Raw genomic sequence first — 16301 nt, 5'->3', positions numbered from 1 at the left:
CGCTCAGGCGCCACAGCCCTTTCCCGCTCCCGCTTCCTCCCCGGCCTGAAGGCCGGAGTATCCACGGGAGTTATTAGATGACGACTACTCTCCAGGACATCCTGGCGGGCTCGGGAGGCACCGGCGGCGCGGGGACCACCACCGGCGGCTCGGGAGGCAAGGCGGCGGCCGAGCAGTTCCAGGACGTCCGGCGCAGGTCGGTGCGGTTGCTGCGGCCGGGAAGGACCCCCGCCGGTGTTCCCGCGGCCCTGACGGTGTCCGCCGTGCTGGTGGTCTCGGCCTCGGTGACGGTGGGCCTGCTCATGGAGTCGCCGGTCGCGCGGGTGCCCTACCGGCGGCTCGTCAACGGGGCCGGCGCGTGGAACTGGTCGGATCCCGCCACGTTCGCCGCGTCGACGCTCGCCATGGCGGTGGGCCTGGTGATGCTCGCGCTCGCCGTGCTGCCGGGCCGGGCCCGGCTGGTGCCGCTGGAGTCGGGAGACCCGCACATGGTGATCGGCATCACCAGGTCCGGGCTCCGCCGCACGCTGCGGGAGGCCGCCGAGGCGGTGGACGAGGTGAACGGGGCCCGGGTCCGGCTCACGTCGCGGATCGTCGAGGTCACCGTGTTCACCGACGCCGAGCGGACCGGGCCCGTGCTGCGCCGGGTGGGCGCGGCGGTGGGTGACCGGCTGTCCGGGCTGGGCGCGATGTGCGCGGGTGACGTCGTCGTACGGCTGCGCAGGAAGAAGGCGCGATGAGGCCCTATCTGGGCAACCGGATCGGTCTGGCCGTCACCGGGGCGGTGCTGGTGTGCGCGGGACTCTACGCCTTCCTGCGAGGACGCGGTGACATTCCCGGCCATTCGCCCGGGGCCAGGCTCGTGCGCAAGGGGTTCCCCGGCTGGCTGGCCGCGCATCCGTGGCTGGGCTGGCTGGTGGCGCTGCTGCTGGTGGCGCTGGCACTCCTGGCGGTGCGGTGGCTGCTACACACCCTGGGATGGGGACGGTGGGGCAGGCGGTCCGGGACGGGGACCGCCATGCTCGGGGTTGCTCTTAAAGAAGTCGAAGGGCTCACCCGTGTCCGCGTCAGGTACATACGGCACGAGCGGCTGCGCATCGGGGTGGGCTGCGCGCCCGCGACCGATGTCGGCAAACTCGTGGCCCGGCTGAACAGGGACGCGGTGGGGAAGGTCCGACGAGCGCTCGGGGAGGTAGAACTCGGCGTGGTGGTTCGCCTGCACGTCCGCCGCCGCTGACCCTCCGGACACCGGCCGCTCGCCCGTCGCGCCGTACGCCGCTCGCTCGGCCGTTCCTCCGGACCCCGGCCGCCCGCCCGTCCCTCCGGACACCGGCCATTCGCCCGTCACGCCGTACGCCGGCCGTTCGCCGGTGACGCCGTACGCGGATCGCTCGCCCGTCGCGCCGTACACCGGCGGCTCCGTCGTGCCCCCGTACGCGGTGCTTCCGTACGCGCCATCCCGGTGCGCCTGCTCGTCGTACGACCCCGGCCCGTACCCCGACTCCCCGACGGGGCTCGCGTACACCGGCCGCTCGGCCGTCGTGCGGTACGACGGGTCCTCGTCGCCGGGGCCCTCGTACGGCGGGTCCTCGTCCGGTTTCCCGTTCACCGCCTCGGGTTCGTTCTCCTCGTGCCTGACCCCGAAGGCCAGTCCGGCGGCGAGGCAGGCCAGCGGGAGGGCGGGGATGACGTAGCGGTGGTCGAAGGCCGCGATGAAGGGCGGCAGGACCAGCAGCATGGTCCCCGCCGCCCAGGGCAGCAGCACCGCGTCGCCGAACCGCCGCAGCCGCATCAGCACCCCGACCAGGCCGACCAGCAGGATCACCGCGAGGTACGGGCCCCGCACGAAGGCGTACTCCTGGTAGCCGCGCAGCCAGCCCGCGTACGGCTCGACCATCACCGGCGCCCCCGACGAGCCCTGGTAGGCCACGGTCAGCTGCTCGGCGGTCTTTCCCTGCGAGGCCGCCCCCGAGGAGAAGGGCCGTACGGTGTCGGGGAAGACGTAGGCGCTCTGCGGCCCGGGAGCCGGGTAGACGCGCCGGTTCCAGTCGAAGATGTGGGCCGCGTCCGCCAGGCCCGCCCGCAGGAAGTCGAACGGCTGGGCCATGATCGCCTGGGTGGCGAAGGCGCCCGCGAGCGCGTCGCGCTCCGCCCAGCTGCCCTTGACCTTGTTCAGCGGCGACCCGCCGTCCCAGATGTAGACCGGCGGGGCCGCGCGCCGCCCGAGCGGCTCGACGGGGCACAGGGCCGCCTCGGGACCGGCCGGGTGGATCCTGGAACAGTCGGCGAAGGTCATCGTCCGCGCCCAGAGGAAGGCGTTCCCCCTGGTCAGCCCGTAGCTGCCGTGCTCGGCTCTGAACCAGGCCGCGTACGAGCCCAGGCCGATCGCGGCGGCCAGCGTCGCGGCGACGACCGCCCGCCATCCGGCCCGGCGGATCAGCATGCAGGCCAGTGCCACGGCGATCAGCGGCAGCCCGATCGTGCGGGTGACGGTCGCCGCGGCCAGCAGCGCTCCGGCCAGTGCCGCGACCCACACCGCGGGGCGCCGCCGCCACAGCAGCAGCGTGACCGCCAGCACCGCCAGGAACTGGAAGAGCAGGTCCGCCATGACGAGGTGTTCGAGCTGGAGCTGGTAGGCGTCCAGCAGCACCGGCAGCGTGGCGAGCGTCGCGCCCCACCCCGGCAACCCGCCCAGCCTGCGCAGCAGCAGGTAGACGCAGACGGCCACGGCCAGTCCGAGCAGGTGCTGCACCGCGACCACCGCGGGGATGCTCGACAGCGGCTTGAGGATCCACAGGAACAGCGCGTAGCCCGCCGGGCGGGACTCCAGGGGGCGGGGGTCGAGCCCCGCGTTCAGGTAGACGAAGGAGTCGGCCCAGAACCACAGGGCGGGCCGGTAGCCGAGCATGGCGAGCAGCCGCAGGCCGCCGCCCGCCAGCAGGGCGGTGATGAAGAGCCAGTGCGACCCGAGGAAGCGGAGCACCCGCAGGGGGCGGGAGGGGTTCGCGGGGCGCTGGGAGCGACGGGAACGGCTTGCCGGGTGCGTTCCCGTTACCACCGCGACCTCCCGAGTCCCGCGCACATGGCCACCCAGCATAGGCGTGGGCTCGGGGGGTCTTGCACGTGATGCGAAATTTGATAGGGATTGAGGTCAGCACTCGATGACGTTGACCGCGAGCCCTCCCCGGCTGGTCTCCTTGTACTTGTCGAGCATGTCGCGGCCGGTGTCGCGCATCGTCTTGATCGCCTTGTCCAGCGAGACGAAGTGGCGGCCGTCGCCGCGCATCGCGATCCTGGCGGCGGCGATGGCCTTGATCGAGGCGACCGCGTTGCGCTCGATGCACGGGATCTGCACCAGGCCGCCGATCGGGTCGCAGGTCAGCCCCAGGTTGTGCTCGATGCCGATCTCGGCGGCGTTCTCGACCTGCTCCGGGGTGCCGCCCATCACCTCGGTGAGCCCGGCGGCGGCCATCGAGCAGGCCGAGCCGACCTCGCCCTGGCAGCCGACCTCGGCGCCGGAGATGGAGGCGTTCTCCTTGAACAGCACGCCGATCGCCCCCGCGGTCAGCAGGAAGCGGATCACGCCCTCGTCGTCGGAGTCCTTCGTGAAGCGGTCGTAGTAGGTGAGCACGGCCGGGATGATGCCCGCGGCGCCGTTGGTGGGCGCGGTGACGATGCGGCCTCCGGCGGCGTTCTCCTCGTTGACCGCGAGGGCGAACAGCGAGACCCAGTCCATCGTCTGCAGCGAGTCCTTCTCCGGCGACTCGCTCCGCAGCTGCCGGTGGAGCTGGTGGGCGCGGCGGCGGACCTTCAGGCCGCCGGGCAGCACGCCCTCCTTGCCGATGCCGCGCCGCACGCACTCGCTCATGACCTGCCACAGCACGAGCAGCTGGGCGCGGATCTCGGCCTCGGTGCGGCCGAACGCCCGCTCGTTCTCCAGCATCAGCCCGGAGATCGACAGCCCGGTCTCCGCGCACTGGGCGAGCAGCTCCGCTGCCGTGGTGAAGGGGTACGGCAGGACGGTGTCGTCGGGTTTGATCCGGTCGGCACCGGTGGCGTTCTCGTCGACGACGAAGCCGCCGCCCACCGAGTAGTAGACCTTCTCGCGGATCGTCTCGCCGGACTCGGACAGCGCGGTGAAGCGCATGCCGTTGGGGTGGCCGGGGAGCGAGATCTTGCGTTCGAAGACGAGGTCCTCGCCGATGACGAAGGGGATCTCGCGGGAGCCGTACAGGCAGAGGGTGCCGGACTCGCGCATGGCGGCGAGCCGCTCGTCGACCGTGTCGACGTCGACCAGCTCGGGCTTCTCGCCGGACAGGCCGAGCAGCACGGCCTTGTCGCTGCCGTGGCCCTTGCCGGTCAGGCCCAGCGAGCCGTACAGGACGGCGCTCACCCGGGCGGTCTTCTCCAGCAGCCCGTCCTGGTGGAGGCCGCGGGCGAACTTGTGGGCGGCGGCCATCGGGCCGCCGGTGTGCGAGCTGGACGGGCCGATTCCGATCTTGAAGAGATCGAAGACGCTGATCGTCATCTGAATCCTTCCAGCGTGGACGGCCACGCGCGCCCTCCGGACGCGCGTGGCCGTGACGCGAGGGGGGAGAGGCTTAGGACTCACCCGAGGTGAGCGCGGCGTACTCCTCCGGCGACAGCAGGTCGTCGGCGGAGCCCTCGAGGCGTACGCGGAACAGCCAGCCGTCGCCGTAGGAGTCACTGTTGACCAGCGAGGGGTCGTCCACGACGGCCTGGTTGACCTCGACGACCTCGCCGGAGACCGGTGCGAAGATGTCGCTCACCGACTTGGTCGACTCGACCTCGCCGACCGCGTCGCCGGCGGTGATCGTCGAACCGACCTCGGGGAGGATCTGCACGAAGACCACGTCGCCCAGCGCCTGGGCGGCGTAGGCGGTGATGCCGACGGTGAGGGTCAGGCCGTCATCGATGCCGGAGATCCACTCGTGTTCCTTGGTGTAGTGCAGTTCCTCGGGAATGCTGCTCATTTTTTCCTCCTGTAGAAAGGCAGTGCGACGACCTCGACCGGCTCGTGGCCGCCCCTGATGTCCACGGCCAGTCCTGACGACAGGCCGTTGTCCACGTAGGCCATGGCGATGGGCCTGCCCAGTGACTGGGAGGGCGCCCCGCTGGTGACCTCGCCGACGACCGTGCCGTCGCCGACGACCACCACCGGGTACCCGTGCCGGGGCACCCTGCGGCCGGTCGCGATCAGACCGACCAGGCGGCGGGACGGCGGGACGTCCTTGCGTGATTCGAGGGCGGCCCGGCCGACGAAGTCGCCCGGCTTGTCAAACCTCACCACACGGCCCAGCCCGGCGTCGAACGGGGTCAGCCCGGCCGACAGCTCGTTGCCGTAGAGCGGCATCCCGGCCTCCAGGCGGAGGGTGTCGCGGGCGGACAGGCCCGCGGGGATCAGGCCGTGCGGCGCGCCCGCCTCGGTGAGCGCGGCCCAGACCGGCTCCGCGTCCTCGGCCGCGACGAACAGCTCGAAGCCGTCCTCGCCGGTGTAGCCCGTACGGGCGACGAGGGCCTCGCGGCCCGCGACGACGGCGGGCAGGCCGGCGTAGTACTTGAGCCCGTCGAGGTCGGCGTCGGTGAGCGCGCCCAGGATCTCCGCGGAGCGCGGGCCCTGGACCGCGACCAGCGCGTACCGCTCTGAGCGGTCGTCCACCGCGGCGTCGAAGCCCTTGGCGCGGTCGGTCAGCTCGGCGGCCACCCGCGGGTAGTTGGAGGCGTTGGCGACGACCATGAACTCGGCGGGGGCGAGCCGGTAGACGATCAGGTCGTCCAGCACGCCGCCCTCGGCGTCGACGATCATCGTGTAGCGGGCGCGGCCGGGCTCCAGCGCGGACAGGTGGCCGACCAGCGCGTAATCGAGGGCTTCCGCGGCCTGCGGCCCGGTCACGAAGATCTCGCCCATGTGGGAGAGGTCGAACAGGCCGGCCGCCTGGCGGACCGCGTTGTGCTCGGCCGACTCGCTGCCGTAGCGGAGCGGCATCAGCCAGCCCGCGAAGTCGGTCAGCGTCGCGCCGAGGGACTCGTGCACGCCGCGCAGCGGCGTAGGTCGGGACATGTGCGCACCTCAGACAAGGGACAGATGAGAGCATCCTCCCCCTCTGTCGTCGGTGCCTGAGAGTTTCATCCGGGTTTTACCGGACTTTCACCTTCGGCGAGGCCGTGGGACCTGCTTTCCAGAGGGCACCTACCCGCACGGTCCTTTGCCTTGAGAGGTTCGCGGGGAGGGCTTGCTCCTTCAGGGGTCCTGGCCTGGGTGTCAGGACGCTCTCCCGCACGGGGTTCATCGGTGTCAGCGGCCAGCCTAACCGCCCGAACCGGCCGAGCGAAATCCCCTCGCCGCCCCGATCCGCGCCGGTCAGGGGATGGCGTGGCGTACCAGCGCCTCGAACAGGGCCGACTCGTCGTCGGTCTCGGGGTGCCACTGGACGGCGACGGCGAAGGGGTGGTCGTCCACTTCCACGGCCTCGATCGTGCCGTCCTCGGCGTGGGCGGTCACGGTGAGGCCCGCGGCCGGCCGGTCGAGGGCCTGGTGGTGGTAGTGGGCCACGTCCACGGTCTCGGCCCCGAAGATCTTCGAGGTCCGGCTGCCGGGGGCGAGCCACACCGGCATCCTGCCGTAGCGGCCGGGAGCCGGGGCGTGCCCCGGGTGACCGACCACGTCGGGCAGGTGCTGGTGCAGGGTGCCGCCCAGCGAGACGTTCAGGACCTGCATGCCCCGGCAGACGCCCAGGAAGGGCAGGCCCCGCTCCAGCGCCGCCCGGACCAGCCCCAGCTCCGCGTCGTCGCGGAACGGCCGTACGTAGCCGGTCCGCTCGTGCGGCTCCTGTCCGTACCGCTCCGGGCCGACGTCCCCGCCGCCGGCCAGGATCAGCCCGTCCAGGCGTCCCGCCAGCGTCGCGGGGTCGCCCGCCGGGGGCAGGATCACCGGCTGCCCGCCCGCGCGGGCCACGTGGTCGACGTAGTCGTACGGCAGGAGCGCGGTGGTCGTCTCCCAGACGGTGAACCGCGCGGGTTCGACGTAGCAGGTGATGCCGATGACGGGACGGGACATGGTCTCCTGTTTCGCCGTGCTTGCACCGAGGTCCCGGCACCGTGTGCCCATCCCGGCGCCCTCCCGCACGTTACCGGCCCCGACGAGCCCCGGTGCCGCCGGGGTACGGGCGGGGCGCCGCCGGGGTGCGGGCGGAGCCGCGGCGGGTGGCGGGGGTTAAGTGGTTAAGCGGATCCGCCGCCGGGGAGGTGGCGAAGCCGCCGCCGCCGGTGTCGCCGCGGGCATGGGCGTTCCGCCGTGGTCCGGCGATCACCGCGGGTCACCGGCCGCCGTGGAGAGCGTCGGAGGGTGAGACGAGCGTAGTAGGGTGCGCAGCGGAAAAGCGTCGAATAACCGGTTCAGGTGGGGGTCTCGTGAAGCGACCGACGATCGCCGACATCGCTCGTCGCGCGGGGGTGTCCAAGGTCGCGGTCTCCTACGCGCTGAACGACCGGCCGGGCGTGTCGGAGGCGAGAAGGAACACCATCAAGGCCATCGCCAGGGAGATCGGCTGGCAGCCCAACAGCGCGGCGCGCGCGCTGAACGGGGCACGGGCCCGCGCCGTCGGCCTGACCGTGTGCCGCCCGGCGCGGTTCCTGGGGATGGAGCCGTTCTTCATGGAGCTGATCAGCGGCATCGAGGGCGAGCTGTCGGCCCGCTCCTACGCCCTGCTCCTGCAGGTGGTGACCGGCCACGCGCAGGAGGCGGAGGTTCACCGCAGGTGGTGGGGAGAGGGCCGCGTCGACGGCGTCATCCTGGTCGACCTGCACTTCGACGACCCGCGCATCCCCGAGATCGAGGAGCTGGACCTGCCGGCCGTGGTGATCGGCCATCCGTCGGAGACGGGCTCGCTCGCCGCCGTCTGGTCCGACGACGGCGCGGCCATGCGGGAGACGGTGGAGTATCTCGCCGCACTCGGCCACCGCCGGATCGCCAGGGTCGCCGGGCTGCCCGCGCTGGTGCACACCGTCCTGCGCGATCAGGCCTTCACCGCCGCGTGCGACGAGCTCGGCCTGGCCGGTCACTCCATCGTGCACACGGACTACACCGGCGAGGAGGGCGCGCGGGCCACGCGGCGGCTGGTCAGCGGCGCGAACCGGCCGACGGCGATCGTCTACGACAACGACATCATGGCCGTCGCCGGGCTTTCGGTCGCGCAGGAGATGCGGCTGGAGGTGCCCGCGGACCTGTCCCTCGTGGCCTGGGACGACTCGCCCCTCTCCCAGGTGGTGCGACCGGCCCTGACCGCTCTCGGCCGGGACATCCCCCACTCCGGGGCGCAGGCCGCGCGGAGCCTGCTGGCGTTGATCGCCGGTGAGCACGTCACCGGAGTCCGGACCGAGACGGCCCGGCTCACGCCGCGGGGCAGCACGGGCGTGCCGGGACGCCGGTGACCGACGCCGTCACGGGGTGGCGGACGGCACGGGCGTGCCGGGATTCCGGTGACGGGCGTCGGAACGGGGTGGCGTACGGCGTGGACGTGCCGGGGACGCCGGTGACGGGCGTCAGAACGGGGTGACGTACGCGCCGGAGATGCCGCCGTCCACCAGGAACTCCGAGCCGGTGATGAAGCTGGCGTCGTCCGAGGCGAGGAACGCCACCGCGGCGGCGATCTCGGACGCCTCGGCGAACCGGCCCACCGGGATGTGCACCAGGCGGCGCTGCGCCCGCTCGGGGTCCTTGGCGAACAGCTCCTGCAGCAGCGGCGTGTTCACCGGCCCCGGGCACAGGGCGTTCACCCGGATGCCCTCGCGGGCGAACTGCACGCCCAGCTCGCGCGACATGGCCAGCACCCCGCCCTTGGACGCGGTGTAGGAGATCTGGCTGGTCGCCGACCCCATCACGGCCACGAACGACGCGGTGTTGATGATCGACCCCTTGCCCTGCCGCCGCATGTACGGGATGACGTGCTTGCAGCACAGGTAGACCGAGGTGAGGTTGACCTCCTGGACCCGGCGCCAGGCGTCGATGCCGGTCTCCAGGATCGAGTCGTCGTCCGGCGGCGAGATGCCCGCGTTGTTGAACGCGACGTCCACGCTGCCGTAGGTGTCGAACGCGGTCCGGAACGCGCGGGCGACGTCGTCCTCGCTGGTCACGTCGGCCCGCACGAACAGCCCGCCGACCTCGTCGGCGGCCGCCGGACCGGTCGTCTCGTCCAGGTCCACGCACACGACGCGGGCGCCCTCCTCGGCGAACCGACGCGCGGTGGCCAGGCCGATCCCGCTTCCGGCGCCGGTGATGACGGCGACCCGGTCCTGCAAACGCAGCATCGCTACTACTCCTCGGAAATGAAGACGTTCTTGATCTCGGTGAACGCTGACAGGGCGTCGGGGCCCAGCTCGCGGCCGAGGCCCGACTGCTTGAAACCGCCGAACGGGGTCCAGTAGCGGACGCTCGAATGGGAGTTGACGCTGAGGTTGCCCGCCTCGACCGCCCTGGCCACCCGCAGCGCCCGGCCGACGTCGCGGGTCCAGATGGACCCGCTCAGGCCGTACGGGGTGTCGTTGGCGATCCGCACGGCGTCCGCCTCGTCGTCGAACGGCACCACCGACACCACCGGCCCGAAGATCTCCTCGGTGAACGCCCGGTCGTCCGCCGACCGGGGCGTCAGGACCGTCGCGGGGAACCAGAACCCCGGCCCCGGCGGGCACGCGCCCTGAAGGTGGGGCGGTTCGGTGACGAAGGAGGCCACCCGGTCCCGGTGCTCGGCGCTGATCAGCGGGCCCATCTCGGTGGCCTCGTCGCGGGGGTCGCCGACCCTGACGTTCAGCACCGCCTCCCCGAACCGGGCCAGGAACTCGTCGTGGACCGAGCGCTCGACCAGGATCCGGGAGCGCGCGCAGCAGTCCTGGCCCGCGTTGTCGAACACCGCGTACGGCGCGGTCGCCGCCGCCCTCTCCAGGTCGGCGTCGGCGAAGACCACGTTGGCGCTCTTGCCGCCCAGCTCCAGGGTGAGGCGCTTGACCTGCCCGGCGCAGGTGGCGGCGATCTCCTTGCCCACCTCGGTCGAGCCGGTGAACACGATCTTCGCCACGCCGGGGTGCTCGACCAGCCGGGCGCCCGCCACCTCCCCGGACCCGGGCAGGACCTGGAACACCCCTTCGGGCAGGCCGGCGGCCAGGGCCAGCTCGGCCACCCGCAGCGCGGTGAGCGGCGTCCACTCGGCGGGCTTGACGATCACCGTGTTGCCCGCGGCCAGCGCCGGGGCCAGCCCCCAGGTCATGATGACCATCGGGAAGTTCCACGGCACGATCACGCCGACGACGCCCAGCGGCTCCCTGAAGGTGACGTCCAGCCCGCCGGGCACCGGGATCTGCAGGCCGTGGTTGCGCTCGGGCGCCCCCGCGTAGAAGTCGAGCACGTCGGCGACGTTGCCCGCCTCCCAGCGGGCGTTGCCGATCGTGTGCCCGGAGTTGGCGACCTCCAGCAGGGCCAGTTCCTCCGCGTGCTCGCGCACCAGCGAGGCGAAACGGCGCAGCAGCCGGGCCCGGTCTCCCGGGCCGACGTTCCGCCAGGTCGCGAACGCCCGCCTGGCACGCTCCACGGCCCGGTCGGTCTCGGCGGCGTCCGCCATCCCGACCTCGGCGACGACCTCTTCCGTCGCCGGGTTGATGATCTTCATGTTCACATCCGTTCGAATCCCCGGAAAAGCTCCCAGTCGGTCACCGCCGCGTCGAAGGCGGCCAGCTCGACCCGGGCGTTGTTCGCGTAGTGCGCCACGACGTCCTCGCCGAAGGCGGCCGTCGCGAACCCGGAGCCCTCCCAGAGCTCCAGCGCGTGCCGCAGCGTGCTCGGCACGGTCTCCGCGCCGGACGAGTAGGCGTTCCCCGTGAACGCGTCCTCGAGCGGCAGCTCGTTCTCGATGCCGTGCAGGCCGGCCGCGATCAGCCCCGAGACCGCGAGATAGGGGTTGACGTCGCCGCCGGGCACCCGGTTCTCGATCCGCAGCGAGGGGCCGTGGCCGACCAGGCGCAGCGCGCACGTCCTGTTGTCCACGCCCCACTTGACCGCGGTGGGGGCGAAGCTGCCCGGCACGTACCGCTTGTAGGAGTTGATGTTCGGCGCGTACAGCAGGGTCAGCTCGCGCATCAGCGCGATCTGCCCGGCGATGAAGTGCCGTCCCACGGCCGACAGGCCGTGTGACCCGGAACCGGCCATGACCGGCTCCCCGTCCGCGTCCCGCAGCGAGATGTGGATGTGGCAGGAGTTGCCCTCGCGCTGGTTCGGCTTGGCCATGAAGGTGATCGCCATGCCCTCCTGGGAGGCGATCTCCTTGGCGCCGTTCTTGTAGATCGAGTGGTTGTCGCAGCTGGACAGGGCCTCGCCGAAGCGGAAGGCGATCTCGTGCTGGCCGAGGTTGCACTCGCCCTTGGCCGACTCGACGTACATGCCCGCGCCCTCCATGCCGAGCCTGATCCTGCGCAGCAGCGGCTCGACCCGGGCGGTGCCCAGGAGGGAGTAGTCGACGTTGTAGAGGTTGGCGGGCGTCAGGTCGCGGTAGCCGCGGCGCCAGGCGTCCTCGTAGGTGTCGTCGAAGACGACGAACTCCAGCTCGGTCCCGACGAAGGCGCCCCAGCCCCGCTCGTCCAGCCGGGCGAGCTGCCGGCGCAGGATCTGGCGCGGCGAGGCGGTCACGTCGGAGCCGTCCTCCCAGACCAGGTCGGCCATCACCAGGGCCGTCCCCTCCTGCCACGGCACGCGGCGCAGAGTGGACATGTCGGGCTTCATAACAAAATCGCCGTATCCGTGCTCCCACGACGACATGGCGTACCCGTCGACCGTGTTCATGTCGACGTCCACCGCGAGCAGGTAGTTGCAGCCCTCGGAGGCGTGCCGCAGCACCTCCTCCAGGAAGTAGCGCCCCGACAGGCGTTTCCCCTGAAGACGCCCCTGCATGTCGACGACCGCCAGCAGCACGGTGTCGATCCGCCCTGCCCGCACCTCGTCGTGGAGCTCGGTGACGTCCACATGCCCTCCTCGTCGGGGTCCTATTGGGCTAGTGTCAGACCATTGACGTGTAGCGGGGGGAGCCTTGTCAAGGGCCGGAGGGGATAATTGGACGAGGTGTCGCGATTGACCGCCGTGCTGCGGCCGGTGCGCGCGGGCAACGCGTTCGAGGAGACCGTGGAGCGCCTGCTCCAGGTCATCAAACTGGGGCTGGTGGCCGAGAAACTGCCGCCCGAGCGGGAGCTCGCCGCCCAGCTCGGCATCAGCAGGGTCACCCTGCGCGAGGCCATCCGCGAGCTGCAGGACGCGGGCTACCTGGAGGTGCGCCGCGGCCGGTACGGCGGAGCCTTCCTCACCTACGTCCCGCCCCGCCCGCACCGGGACGACCTGCGCAGGGCCGTGGCCGACATGGGCACCGACGACCTGTCCGACGCGCTCACCTTCAGGATGGCGGTCGAGTGCGGCGCGGCCCAGGTGCTCGCCACCGCCCCGCTGACCGGGGAGCGGCGCGAGGCCCTGCGGGAGAGGCTGCGCGAGGTCAACTCGGCGGGGCCCGACGACTACCGCCGCCTCGACACGGCCTTCCACCTCGCCATCGCCGAGCTGACCGGCTCCGCCCTGCTCGCCGGGGCCTGCGCCGACGCCAGGCTCCGGGTCGCCGACCTGCTCAACGCCATCCCGGTGCTCCAGCGCAACATCGAGCACGCCGCGGTCCAGCACGAGGCGATCGTGACGGCCATCCTGGCCGGGGACCCGGAGGGCGCGAGCCGCGCCGTGGCCGAGCACCTCGAGGGGACCGCGGCGCTGCTGCGCGGGTTCCTCACCTGACGCGCGGCGTGCCACGCGCGGGCGCCCGCGTTTCGCGCGGACGCCCAGGCCTCGCAACGGTCGCCTGTACCTCGTGCGGGCGCCCGTGCTCCGCGCGGACGCCCGGGAAAACCGCCGTGCCGTCGTGCCTCCCGTGCCTGACGGGAGGCCTCCCTCGCATAGCCTGGGGGGACGGTGGGGGATTTGTTCCGAGAGCGAATCATGGACACAGGACGGCTGCCGCTGTTCTGTTTCTTCGTCGCGCTGATCGTCGTCTTCCTGCTCACCAGGATCAACGTCCGGCTCATCCGGGCCAAGATCGGCTGGTTCGGCAACGTCAACGTGGGTGAGATGCATATCCACCACGTGGTCTTCGGGGTGGTGCTGACCCTGCTCGGCGGGGTGTCCGGTCTCGTCGTCTCGGGCGTCTCCGAGGGCTGGTACGCGGTGACGGCCGCCGTCTTCGGCACCGGAGCCGCCCTGATCCTGGACGAGTTCGCGCTGATCCTGCACCTGCACGACGTCTACTGGGAGGAGGAGGGGCGCGCGTCGGTCGACGCCGTGTTCATCGCCGTCGCGATCACCGCCCTGCTCCTGCTCGGCCTGCGCCCCCTCGGCTGGGAGGACTACGACAGCGAACCCCGCGGCACGTTGCTAACGGTCGGTTTCATCGTGACCAACCTCGCGCTCGCCGTGATCACGCTGCTCAAGGGCAAGATCTGGACGGGTCTCGCCGGACTGTTCGTCCCGATCCTCCTGGTGCCCGGCGCGGTACGGCTGGCCCGCCCGGGATCGCCCTGGGCACACTGGTTCTTCGCGCCGGACTCCCGGCGCCCGCAGCCCCGCAAGATGGCCAGGGCCGAGGGCCGCGAGGAGCGCTGGCGCCGCCCGGTGATCCGCGGCAAGATCGCCTTCCAGGAGTTCCTCTCCGGCCGCCACGACCTCCCCTCCACCCGCCGCCGTTCCCGCCTCTGAGCCCGCGCGCCCCGTGGACCTCGGGCGAATGGCGGGCATACTGGGGGACGTGAGTACGCTTCCGTCCCGATGGGACGGCGTGGAGCAGCGCGTCCCCGAATCGCTGGCCGACCTGCGCGGTCCGGCGACGGGGACGGTCGCCCTGCCCGTGCATCTCGGCTGGTCCGGGCTCACCGAGTTCGACCTGGTGAACCCGCTGCTGCGAATGAGCCTCTACCGTACGGTCATCACCGGCGGTGGCCGGTCCGACGCCGAGTCGTATCTGAACGCCGAGCTCCTCGTGGCCGACTGGCCGACCCTGCGCCGGGGCATCGGGCCGAGTTACCGGAGGGCCTGGGAAACCAAGATCGCCGCCCTGGGGTGGCGGCCTGACGCCGGAGCGGGCCGTGACACCGGGGCGGGGTCCGGGGGCGGGCGTGACGCCGTACGGGAAACCGCGGCGGGTCGTGACACCGGGGCGGGCGCCGTGACGCCGGGGTGGGAACGATGATCCTGCCTCCCTTCCAGCAGCGGATGCTGGAGGCCGCGCTGCCCGCCTGCACCCGGTTCGGGCTGGTCCTGGCGGGCGGTTACGCGATGAACGCGCACGGCCTCACCGAACGCCCGAGCAACGACCTCGACTTCGCCACCGCCGCGGAGACGCCGCTGCCCGAGGTCGCCGAGGGAATGGCCGAGGCGTTCAGGGAGGCCGGGCTGGAGGTCACCCTGACGGAGGTGACGCCCCGGATGGGCCGCCTCGTGGTCAGCGACCCGGTGACCGAGCAGAGCTGCGAGTTCGACCTGCTCAGGGAGGCGTTCCAGCGGCAGCCCGTGATCGTCGGCGACGTCTCCGTCGTCTCCCTGGACGACGCGGTCGGCCTGAAGATGCGGGCCCTGCACGAGCGCAGCCTCGCCCGCGACGTCATCGACATCGCCTCGGTCTCCCACCTGTACGGCTTCCGCGAGCTCGAACACCTCGCCCGCCTGCACAACGAGGAGTTCTCGCTCGCCGAGCTGGTGATGCGGCTGGAGTTCGTCGACCTGATCGCCGACGAGGACTTTGAGGCCTACGGCGTGGACGGCGAGCAGATCATGGAGATCCGCCGGTTCGCCTGCGCCTGGGTGGAGGACATCGGCCTGCGCCGCGCCGAGGAGGGCGACGTCGAATACGACGACGTCCCCGACCCCGACTGAGGAAGCGGAAAAGGACGCCAACTATGCCACCAGCAGTGGCATAGTTGGCGTATGGCCATGCCTCGGCCCGTGGATCCAACGATCAAGAAGTCGGTCACCCTGCGCCGATCCGTCGCAGAGGAGGTGGAGTCCAGGACGGGTCCCCGGGGCTTCTCACACTTCGTCGATCAGTCGGTCGAGTACGGGCTCGCGCTGTTGAAGGCTCAGGAGATCGTGGAGAACCACGAGACCAGGGTCGCTCCTCTGTCGGAGGCGGATCTGGAAGAAGCCAGGCGCGCGTGGCACGGAGAGTGAGAGGGCGGAACGCGCCGCCGGAGGTCGCGTTTCCCACCCCACTGTTCGTTCTCGACGCTCAGCCGTTCTCGCTTCTCGCCGAGGACGATCCCAGGATCGTGGCGCGTATCGCGGTCGCCCGGCAGGAGGGGTTCGTTCCCGCGATCAGCACCGTGACCCTGGCCGAGGTGCGCCGTACCGGCCAGGTGGGTAGGCGCCTGGCCTGGCAGCGGTCACGCCTGACGGTGATTCCCGCCTCTGAGGCGGTCGCCGACCTCGCCGCCCTGCTGCTTGAGGACACGGGTCTGGACGGACACGAATGTGTGGTCGACGCCCTCGTGGTCGCGACCGCCGCCACCGGAAGCGGGCCGGCGAGGGTGACGTCCGGCGACGCCTCACGCGTGCCCAAGCTGATCGCCGCAGCCAGGCTCAGGCGGGCCTCTCCGCTGGGGTGGGTTCCTCTCTAGAAGTCCGCCGAACTCGGAGAACCGGCCCGCCGGATCCGGAGGGCCGCCGGAGGCGGGCCGGTGGTGAGGCCGGGGACCCGAGAGGGACGGGAAAACTCCTGTGACGCATACTCGGCCGCCCGCCGGGCAGTTGACGGTCCTCTCTGCCGAAGGGTGCTGATCATGGGTCTCATGGAGAAGCTCAACCTGCGTGAAATGAAGGCCAGGGCCAAGCTGAAGCTCGCCGGCCGGACGGGCAACCGCCGGAAGGTGGCCGAGGCCAGGACCGAGGAGGCCGAGGCGAAGCTTCTGAAGACCCAGGACGAGATCCTGGACACCGTCGCGGAGATGCGCAAGGAGTACGGCGCCCGCCGCCGCTGACCCCCGCACGGCCATACCGGCCACCGGTGTCCCGCCGATGGGCTCCTCGGAGCCGACTCCGCATCGGCGGGACACCGGCATGTGGCGGACCGCCCCGAGGCGCCCCCGACCCTCCCGCGACCGCGCGGACTCCCCGTCACCCGCACTTCGTGCGCCCCTTGAGGTCAACCTGGATTGACAACGCCGATGCCGTCAACTTATGTTGACGGCATCGACTTTTGCCAACGAAACAGGGCGAGACG

17 protein-coding genes and 2 riboswitches are annotated in these 16301 nt (G+C 71.7%); of the genes, 9 read left to right on the top strand and 8 right to left on the bottom strand.

Features of this window, described 5'->3' with window-relative positions:
- The first annotated feature begins 77 nt into the window (after nucleotides 1-77).
- Complete coding sequence (locus tag ACTOQ3_RS30860) at nucleotides 78-740, top strand: DUF6286 domain-containing protein (protein WP_440086947.1); 663 nt, start codon at nucleotides 78-80, stop codon at nucleotides 738-740.
- A 224-nt stretch (nucleotides 741-964) separates the two neighbouring features.
- On the opposite strand, the gene ACTOQ3_RS30855 is transcribed toward ACTOQ3_RS30860, so the two are convergent.
- The 5 genes from ACTOQ3_RS30855 to ACTOQ3_RS30835 form a co-directional block, all read right to left on the bottom strand.
- Complete coding sequence (locus tag ACTOQ3_RS30855; protein WP_440086946.1) at nucleotides 965-3058, bottom strand: hypothetical protein; 2094 nt, start codon at nucleotides 3056-3058, stop codon at nucleotides 965-967.
- Between the two features lie 93 nt (nucleotides 3059-3151).
- Nucleotides 3152-4528 carry an L-serine ammonia-lyase gene (locus ACTOQ3_RS30850; RefSeq protein WP_440086945.1) on the bottom strand — a complete coding sequence of 459 codons (1377 nt, stop codon included), beginning with the start codon at nucleotides 4526-4528 and terminating at the stop codon, nucleotides 3152-3154.
- A 73-nt stretch (nucleotides 4529-4601) separates the two neighbouring features.
- Nucleotides 4602-4994, bottom strand: a complete 393-nt coding sequence (gene gcvH, locus ACTOQ3_RS30845) for a glycine cleavage system protein GcvH (RefSeq protein ID WP_440086944.1) — start codon at nucleotides 4992-4994, stop codon at nucleotides 4602-4604.
- Nucleotides 4991-6082 carry a glycine cleavage system aminomethyltransferase GcvT gene (gcvT, locus tag ACTOQ3_RS30840; protein ID WP_440086943.1) on the bottom strand — a complete coding sequence of 364 codons (1092 nt, stop codon included), beginning with the start codon at nucleotides 6080-6082 and terminating at the stop codon, nucleotides 4991-4993. Before gcvT ends, gcvH begins: the two co-directional genes overlap by 4 nt.
- 33 nt (nucleotides 6083-6115) lie before the next feature.
- Nucleotides 6116-6210: riboswitch (glycine riboswitch) on the bottom strand.
- Nucleotides 6211-6309, bottom strand: a riboswitch (glycine riboswitch).
- Between the two features lie 73 nt (nucleotides 6310-6382).
- Nucleotides 6383-7078, bottom strand: a complete 696-nt coding sequence (locus ACTOQ3_RS30835) for a gamma-glutamyl-gamma-aminobutyrate hydrolase family protein (RefSeq protein WP_440086942.1) — start codon at nucleotides 7076-7078, stop codon at nucleotides 6383-6385.
- Nucleotides 7079-7431: 353 nt separating this feature from the next.
- On the opposite strand from ACTOQ3_RS30835, the gene ACTOQ3_RS30830 reads away from it, so the two are divergent.
- Complete coding sequence (locus tag ACTOQ3_RS30830) at nucleotides 7432-8451, top strand: LacI family DNA-binding transcriptional regulator (RefSeq protein ID WP_440086941.1); 1020 nt, start codon at nucleotides 7432-7434, stop codon at nucleotides 8449-8451.
- A 111-nt stretch (nucleotides 8452-8562) separates the two neighbouring features.
- On the opposite strand, the gene ACTOQ3_RS30825 is transcribed toward ACTOQ3_RS30830, so the two are convergent.
- From ACTOQ3_RS30825 to ACTOQ3_RS30815, 3 genes are read right to left on the bottom strand one after another with little or no spacing between them, the layout of a single operon-like run.
- Nucleotides 8563-9327: a 3-oxoacyl-ACP reductase gene (locus ACTOQ3_RS30825; protein WP_440086940.1), complete on the bottom strand. Its 765-nt coding sequence runs from the start codon at nucleotides 9325-9327 to the stop codon at nucleotides 8563-8565.
- A gap of 5 nt (nucleotides 9328-9332) precedes the next feature.
- Entirely contained in the window at nucleotides 9333-10679 is a 1347-nt protein-coding gene (locus ACTOQ3_RS30820; RefSeq protein ID WP_440086939.1) for an aldehyde dehydrogenase family protein, read from the bottom strand.
- 2 nt (nucleotides 10680-10681) lie between these two features.
- Nucleotides 10682-12025, bottom strand: a complete 1344-nt coding sequence (locus ACTOQ3_RS30815) for a glutamine synthetase family protein (protein WP_440086938.1) — start codon at nucleotides 12023-12025, stop codon at nucleotides 10682-10684.
- A gap of 87 nt (nucleotides 12026-12112) precedes the next feature.
- Here ACTOQ3_RS30815 and ACTOQ3_RS30810 point away from each other — a divergent pair, with 87 nt between their 5' ends.
- The 7 genes from ACTOQ3_RS30810 to ACTOQ3_RS30780 all read left to right on the top strand — a co-directional run bounded on the left by ACTOQ3_RS30810 (nucleotide 12113) and on the right by ACTOQ3_RS30780 (nucleotide 16059).
- Nucleotides 12113-12832, top strand: coding sequence for a FadR/GntR family transcriptional regulator (locus ACTOQ3_RS30810; RefSeq protein WP_440086937.1), 720 nt, complete (start codon nucleotides 12113-12115; stop codon nucleotides 12830-12832).
- Nucleotides 12833-13033: 201 nt separating this feature from the next.
- Nucleotides 13034-13786 (top strand): hypothetical protein, encoded by a 753-nt coding sequence (locus tag ACTOQ3_RS30805; protein ID WP_440086936.1) that lies wholly within the window; start codon nucleotides 13034-13036, stop codon nucleotides 13784-13786.
- 49 nt (nucleotides 13787-13835) lie between these two features.
- Nucleotides 13836-14276, top strand: coding sequence for a hypothetical protein (locus tag ACTOQ3_RS30800; RefSeq protein ID WP_440086935.1), 441 nt, complete (start codon nucleotides 13836-13838; stop codon nucleotides 14274-14276).
- Nucleotides 14273-14959 (top strand): nucleotidyl transferase AbiEii/AbiGii toxin family protein, encoded by a 687-nt coding sequence (locus ACTOQ3_RS30795; protein WP_362840868.1) that lies wholly within the window; start codon nucleotides 14273-14275, stop codon nucleotides 14957-14959. Before ACTOQ3_RS30800 ends, ACTOQ3_RS30795 begins: the two co-directional genes overlap by 4 nt.
- A 69-nt stretch (nucleotides 14960-15028) precedes the next feature.
- Complete coding sequence (locus tag ACTOQ3_RS30790; protein ID WP_440086934.1) at nucleotides 15029-15253, top strand: hypothetical protein; 225 nt, start codon at nucleotides 15029-15031, stop codon at nucleotides 15251-15253.
- Nucleotides 15250-15699, top strand: coding sequence for a hypothetical protein (locus ACTOQ3_RS30785; protein WP_440086933.1), 450 nt, complete (start codon nucleotides 15250-15252; stop codon nucleotides 15697-15699). The genes ACTOQ3_RS30790 and ACTOQ3_RS30785 overlap by 4 nt, the downstream gene beginning before the upstream one ends.
- Nucleotides 15700-15870: 171 nt before the next feature.
- The gene (locus ACTOQ3_RS30780) at nucleotides 15871-16059 is read left to right on the top strand and encodes a hypothetical protein (RefSeq protein WP_440086932.1); all 189 of its coding nucleotides are present in this window, start codon (nucleotides 15871-15873) and stop codon (nucleotides 16057-16059) included.
- Nucleotides 16060-16301: the final 242 nt, after the last annotated feature.

Origin of the sequence: Streptosporangium sp. LJ11 (assembly GCF_051918945.1) — a bacterium.
In the GTDB taxonomy this organism is placed as follows: Bacteria; Actinomycetota; Actinomycetes; order Streptosporangiales; family Streptosporangiaceae; genus Streptosporangium.
Note: the sequence above shows the minus strand (reverse complement) of the source record. Positions and strands in the feature narration are given on the sequence as shown.

Excerpts from the sequence above, each read along its gene's own strand:
- gcvH (WP_440086944.1), bottom strand. The coding sequence starts at position 4,994 with ATGAGCAGCATTCCCGAGGAACTGCACTACACCAAGGAACACGAGTGG.
- gcvT (WP_440086943.1), bottom strand. The coding sequence starts at position 6,082 with ATGTCCCGACCTACGCCGCTGCGCGGCGTGCACGAGTCCCTCGGCGCG.
- ACTOQ3_RS30805 (WP_440086936.1), top strand. The coding sequence starts at position 13,034 with ATGGACACAGGACGGCTGCCGCTGTTCTGTTTCTTCGTCGCGCTGATC.
- ACTOQ3_RS30835 (WP_440086942.1), bottom strand. The coding sequence starts at position 7,078 with ATGTCCCGTCCCGTCATCGGCATCACCTGCTACGTCGAACCCGCGCGG.
- ACTOQ3_RS30825 (WP_440086940.1), bottom strand. The coding sequence starts at position 9,327 with ATGCTGCGTTTGCAGGACCGGGTCGCCGTCATCACCGGCGCCGGAAGC.
- ACTOQ3_RS30850 (WP_440086945.1), bottom strand. The coding sequence starts at position 4,528 with ATGACGATCAGCGTCTTCGATCTCTTCAAGATCGGAATCGGCCCGTCC.
- ACTOQ3_RS30780 (WP_440086932.1), top strand. The coding sequence starts at position 15,871 with ATGGAGAAGCTCAACCTGCGTGAAATGAAGGCCAGGGCCAAGCTGAAG.
- ACTOQ3_RS30795 (WP_362840868.1), top strand. The coding sequence starts at position 14,273 with ATGATCCTGCCTCCCTTCCAGCAGCGGATGCTGGAGGCCGCGCTGCCC.
- ACTOQ3_RS30860 (WP_440086947.1), top strand. The coding sequence starts at position 78 with ATGACGACTACTCTCCAGGACATCCTGGCGGGCTCGGGAGGCACCGGC.
- ACTOQ3_RS30820 (WP_440086939.1), bottom strand. The coding sequence starts at position 10,679 with ATGAAGATCATCAACCCGGCGACGGAAGAGGTCGTCGCCGAGGTCGGG.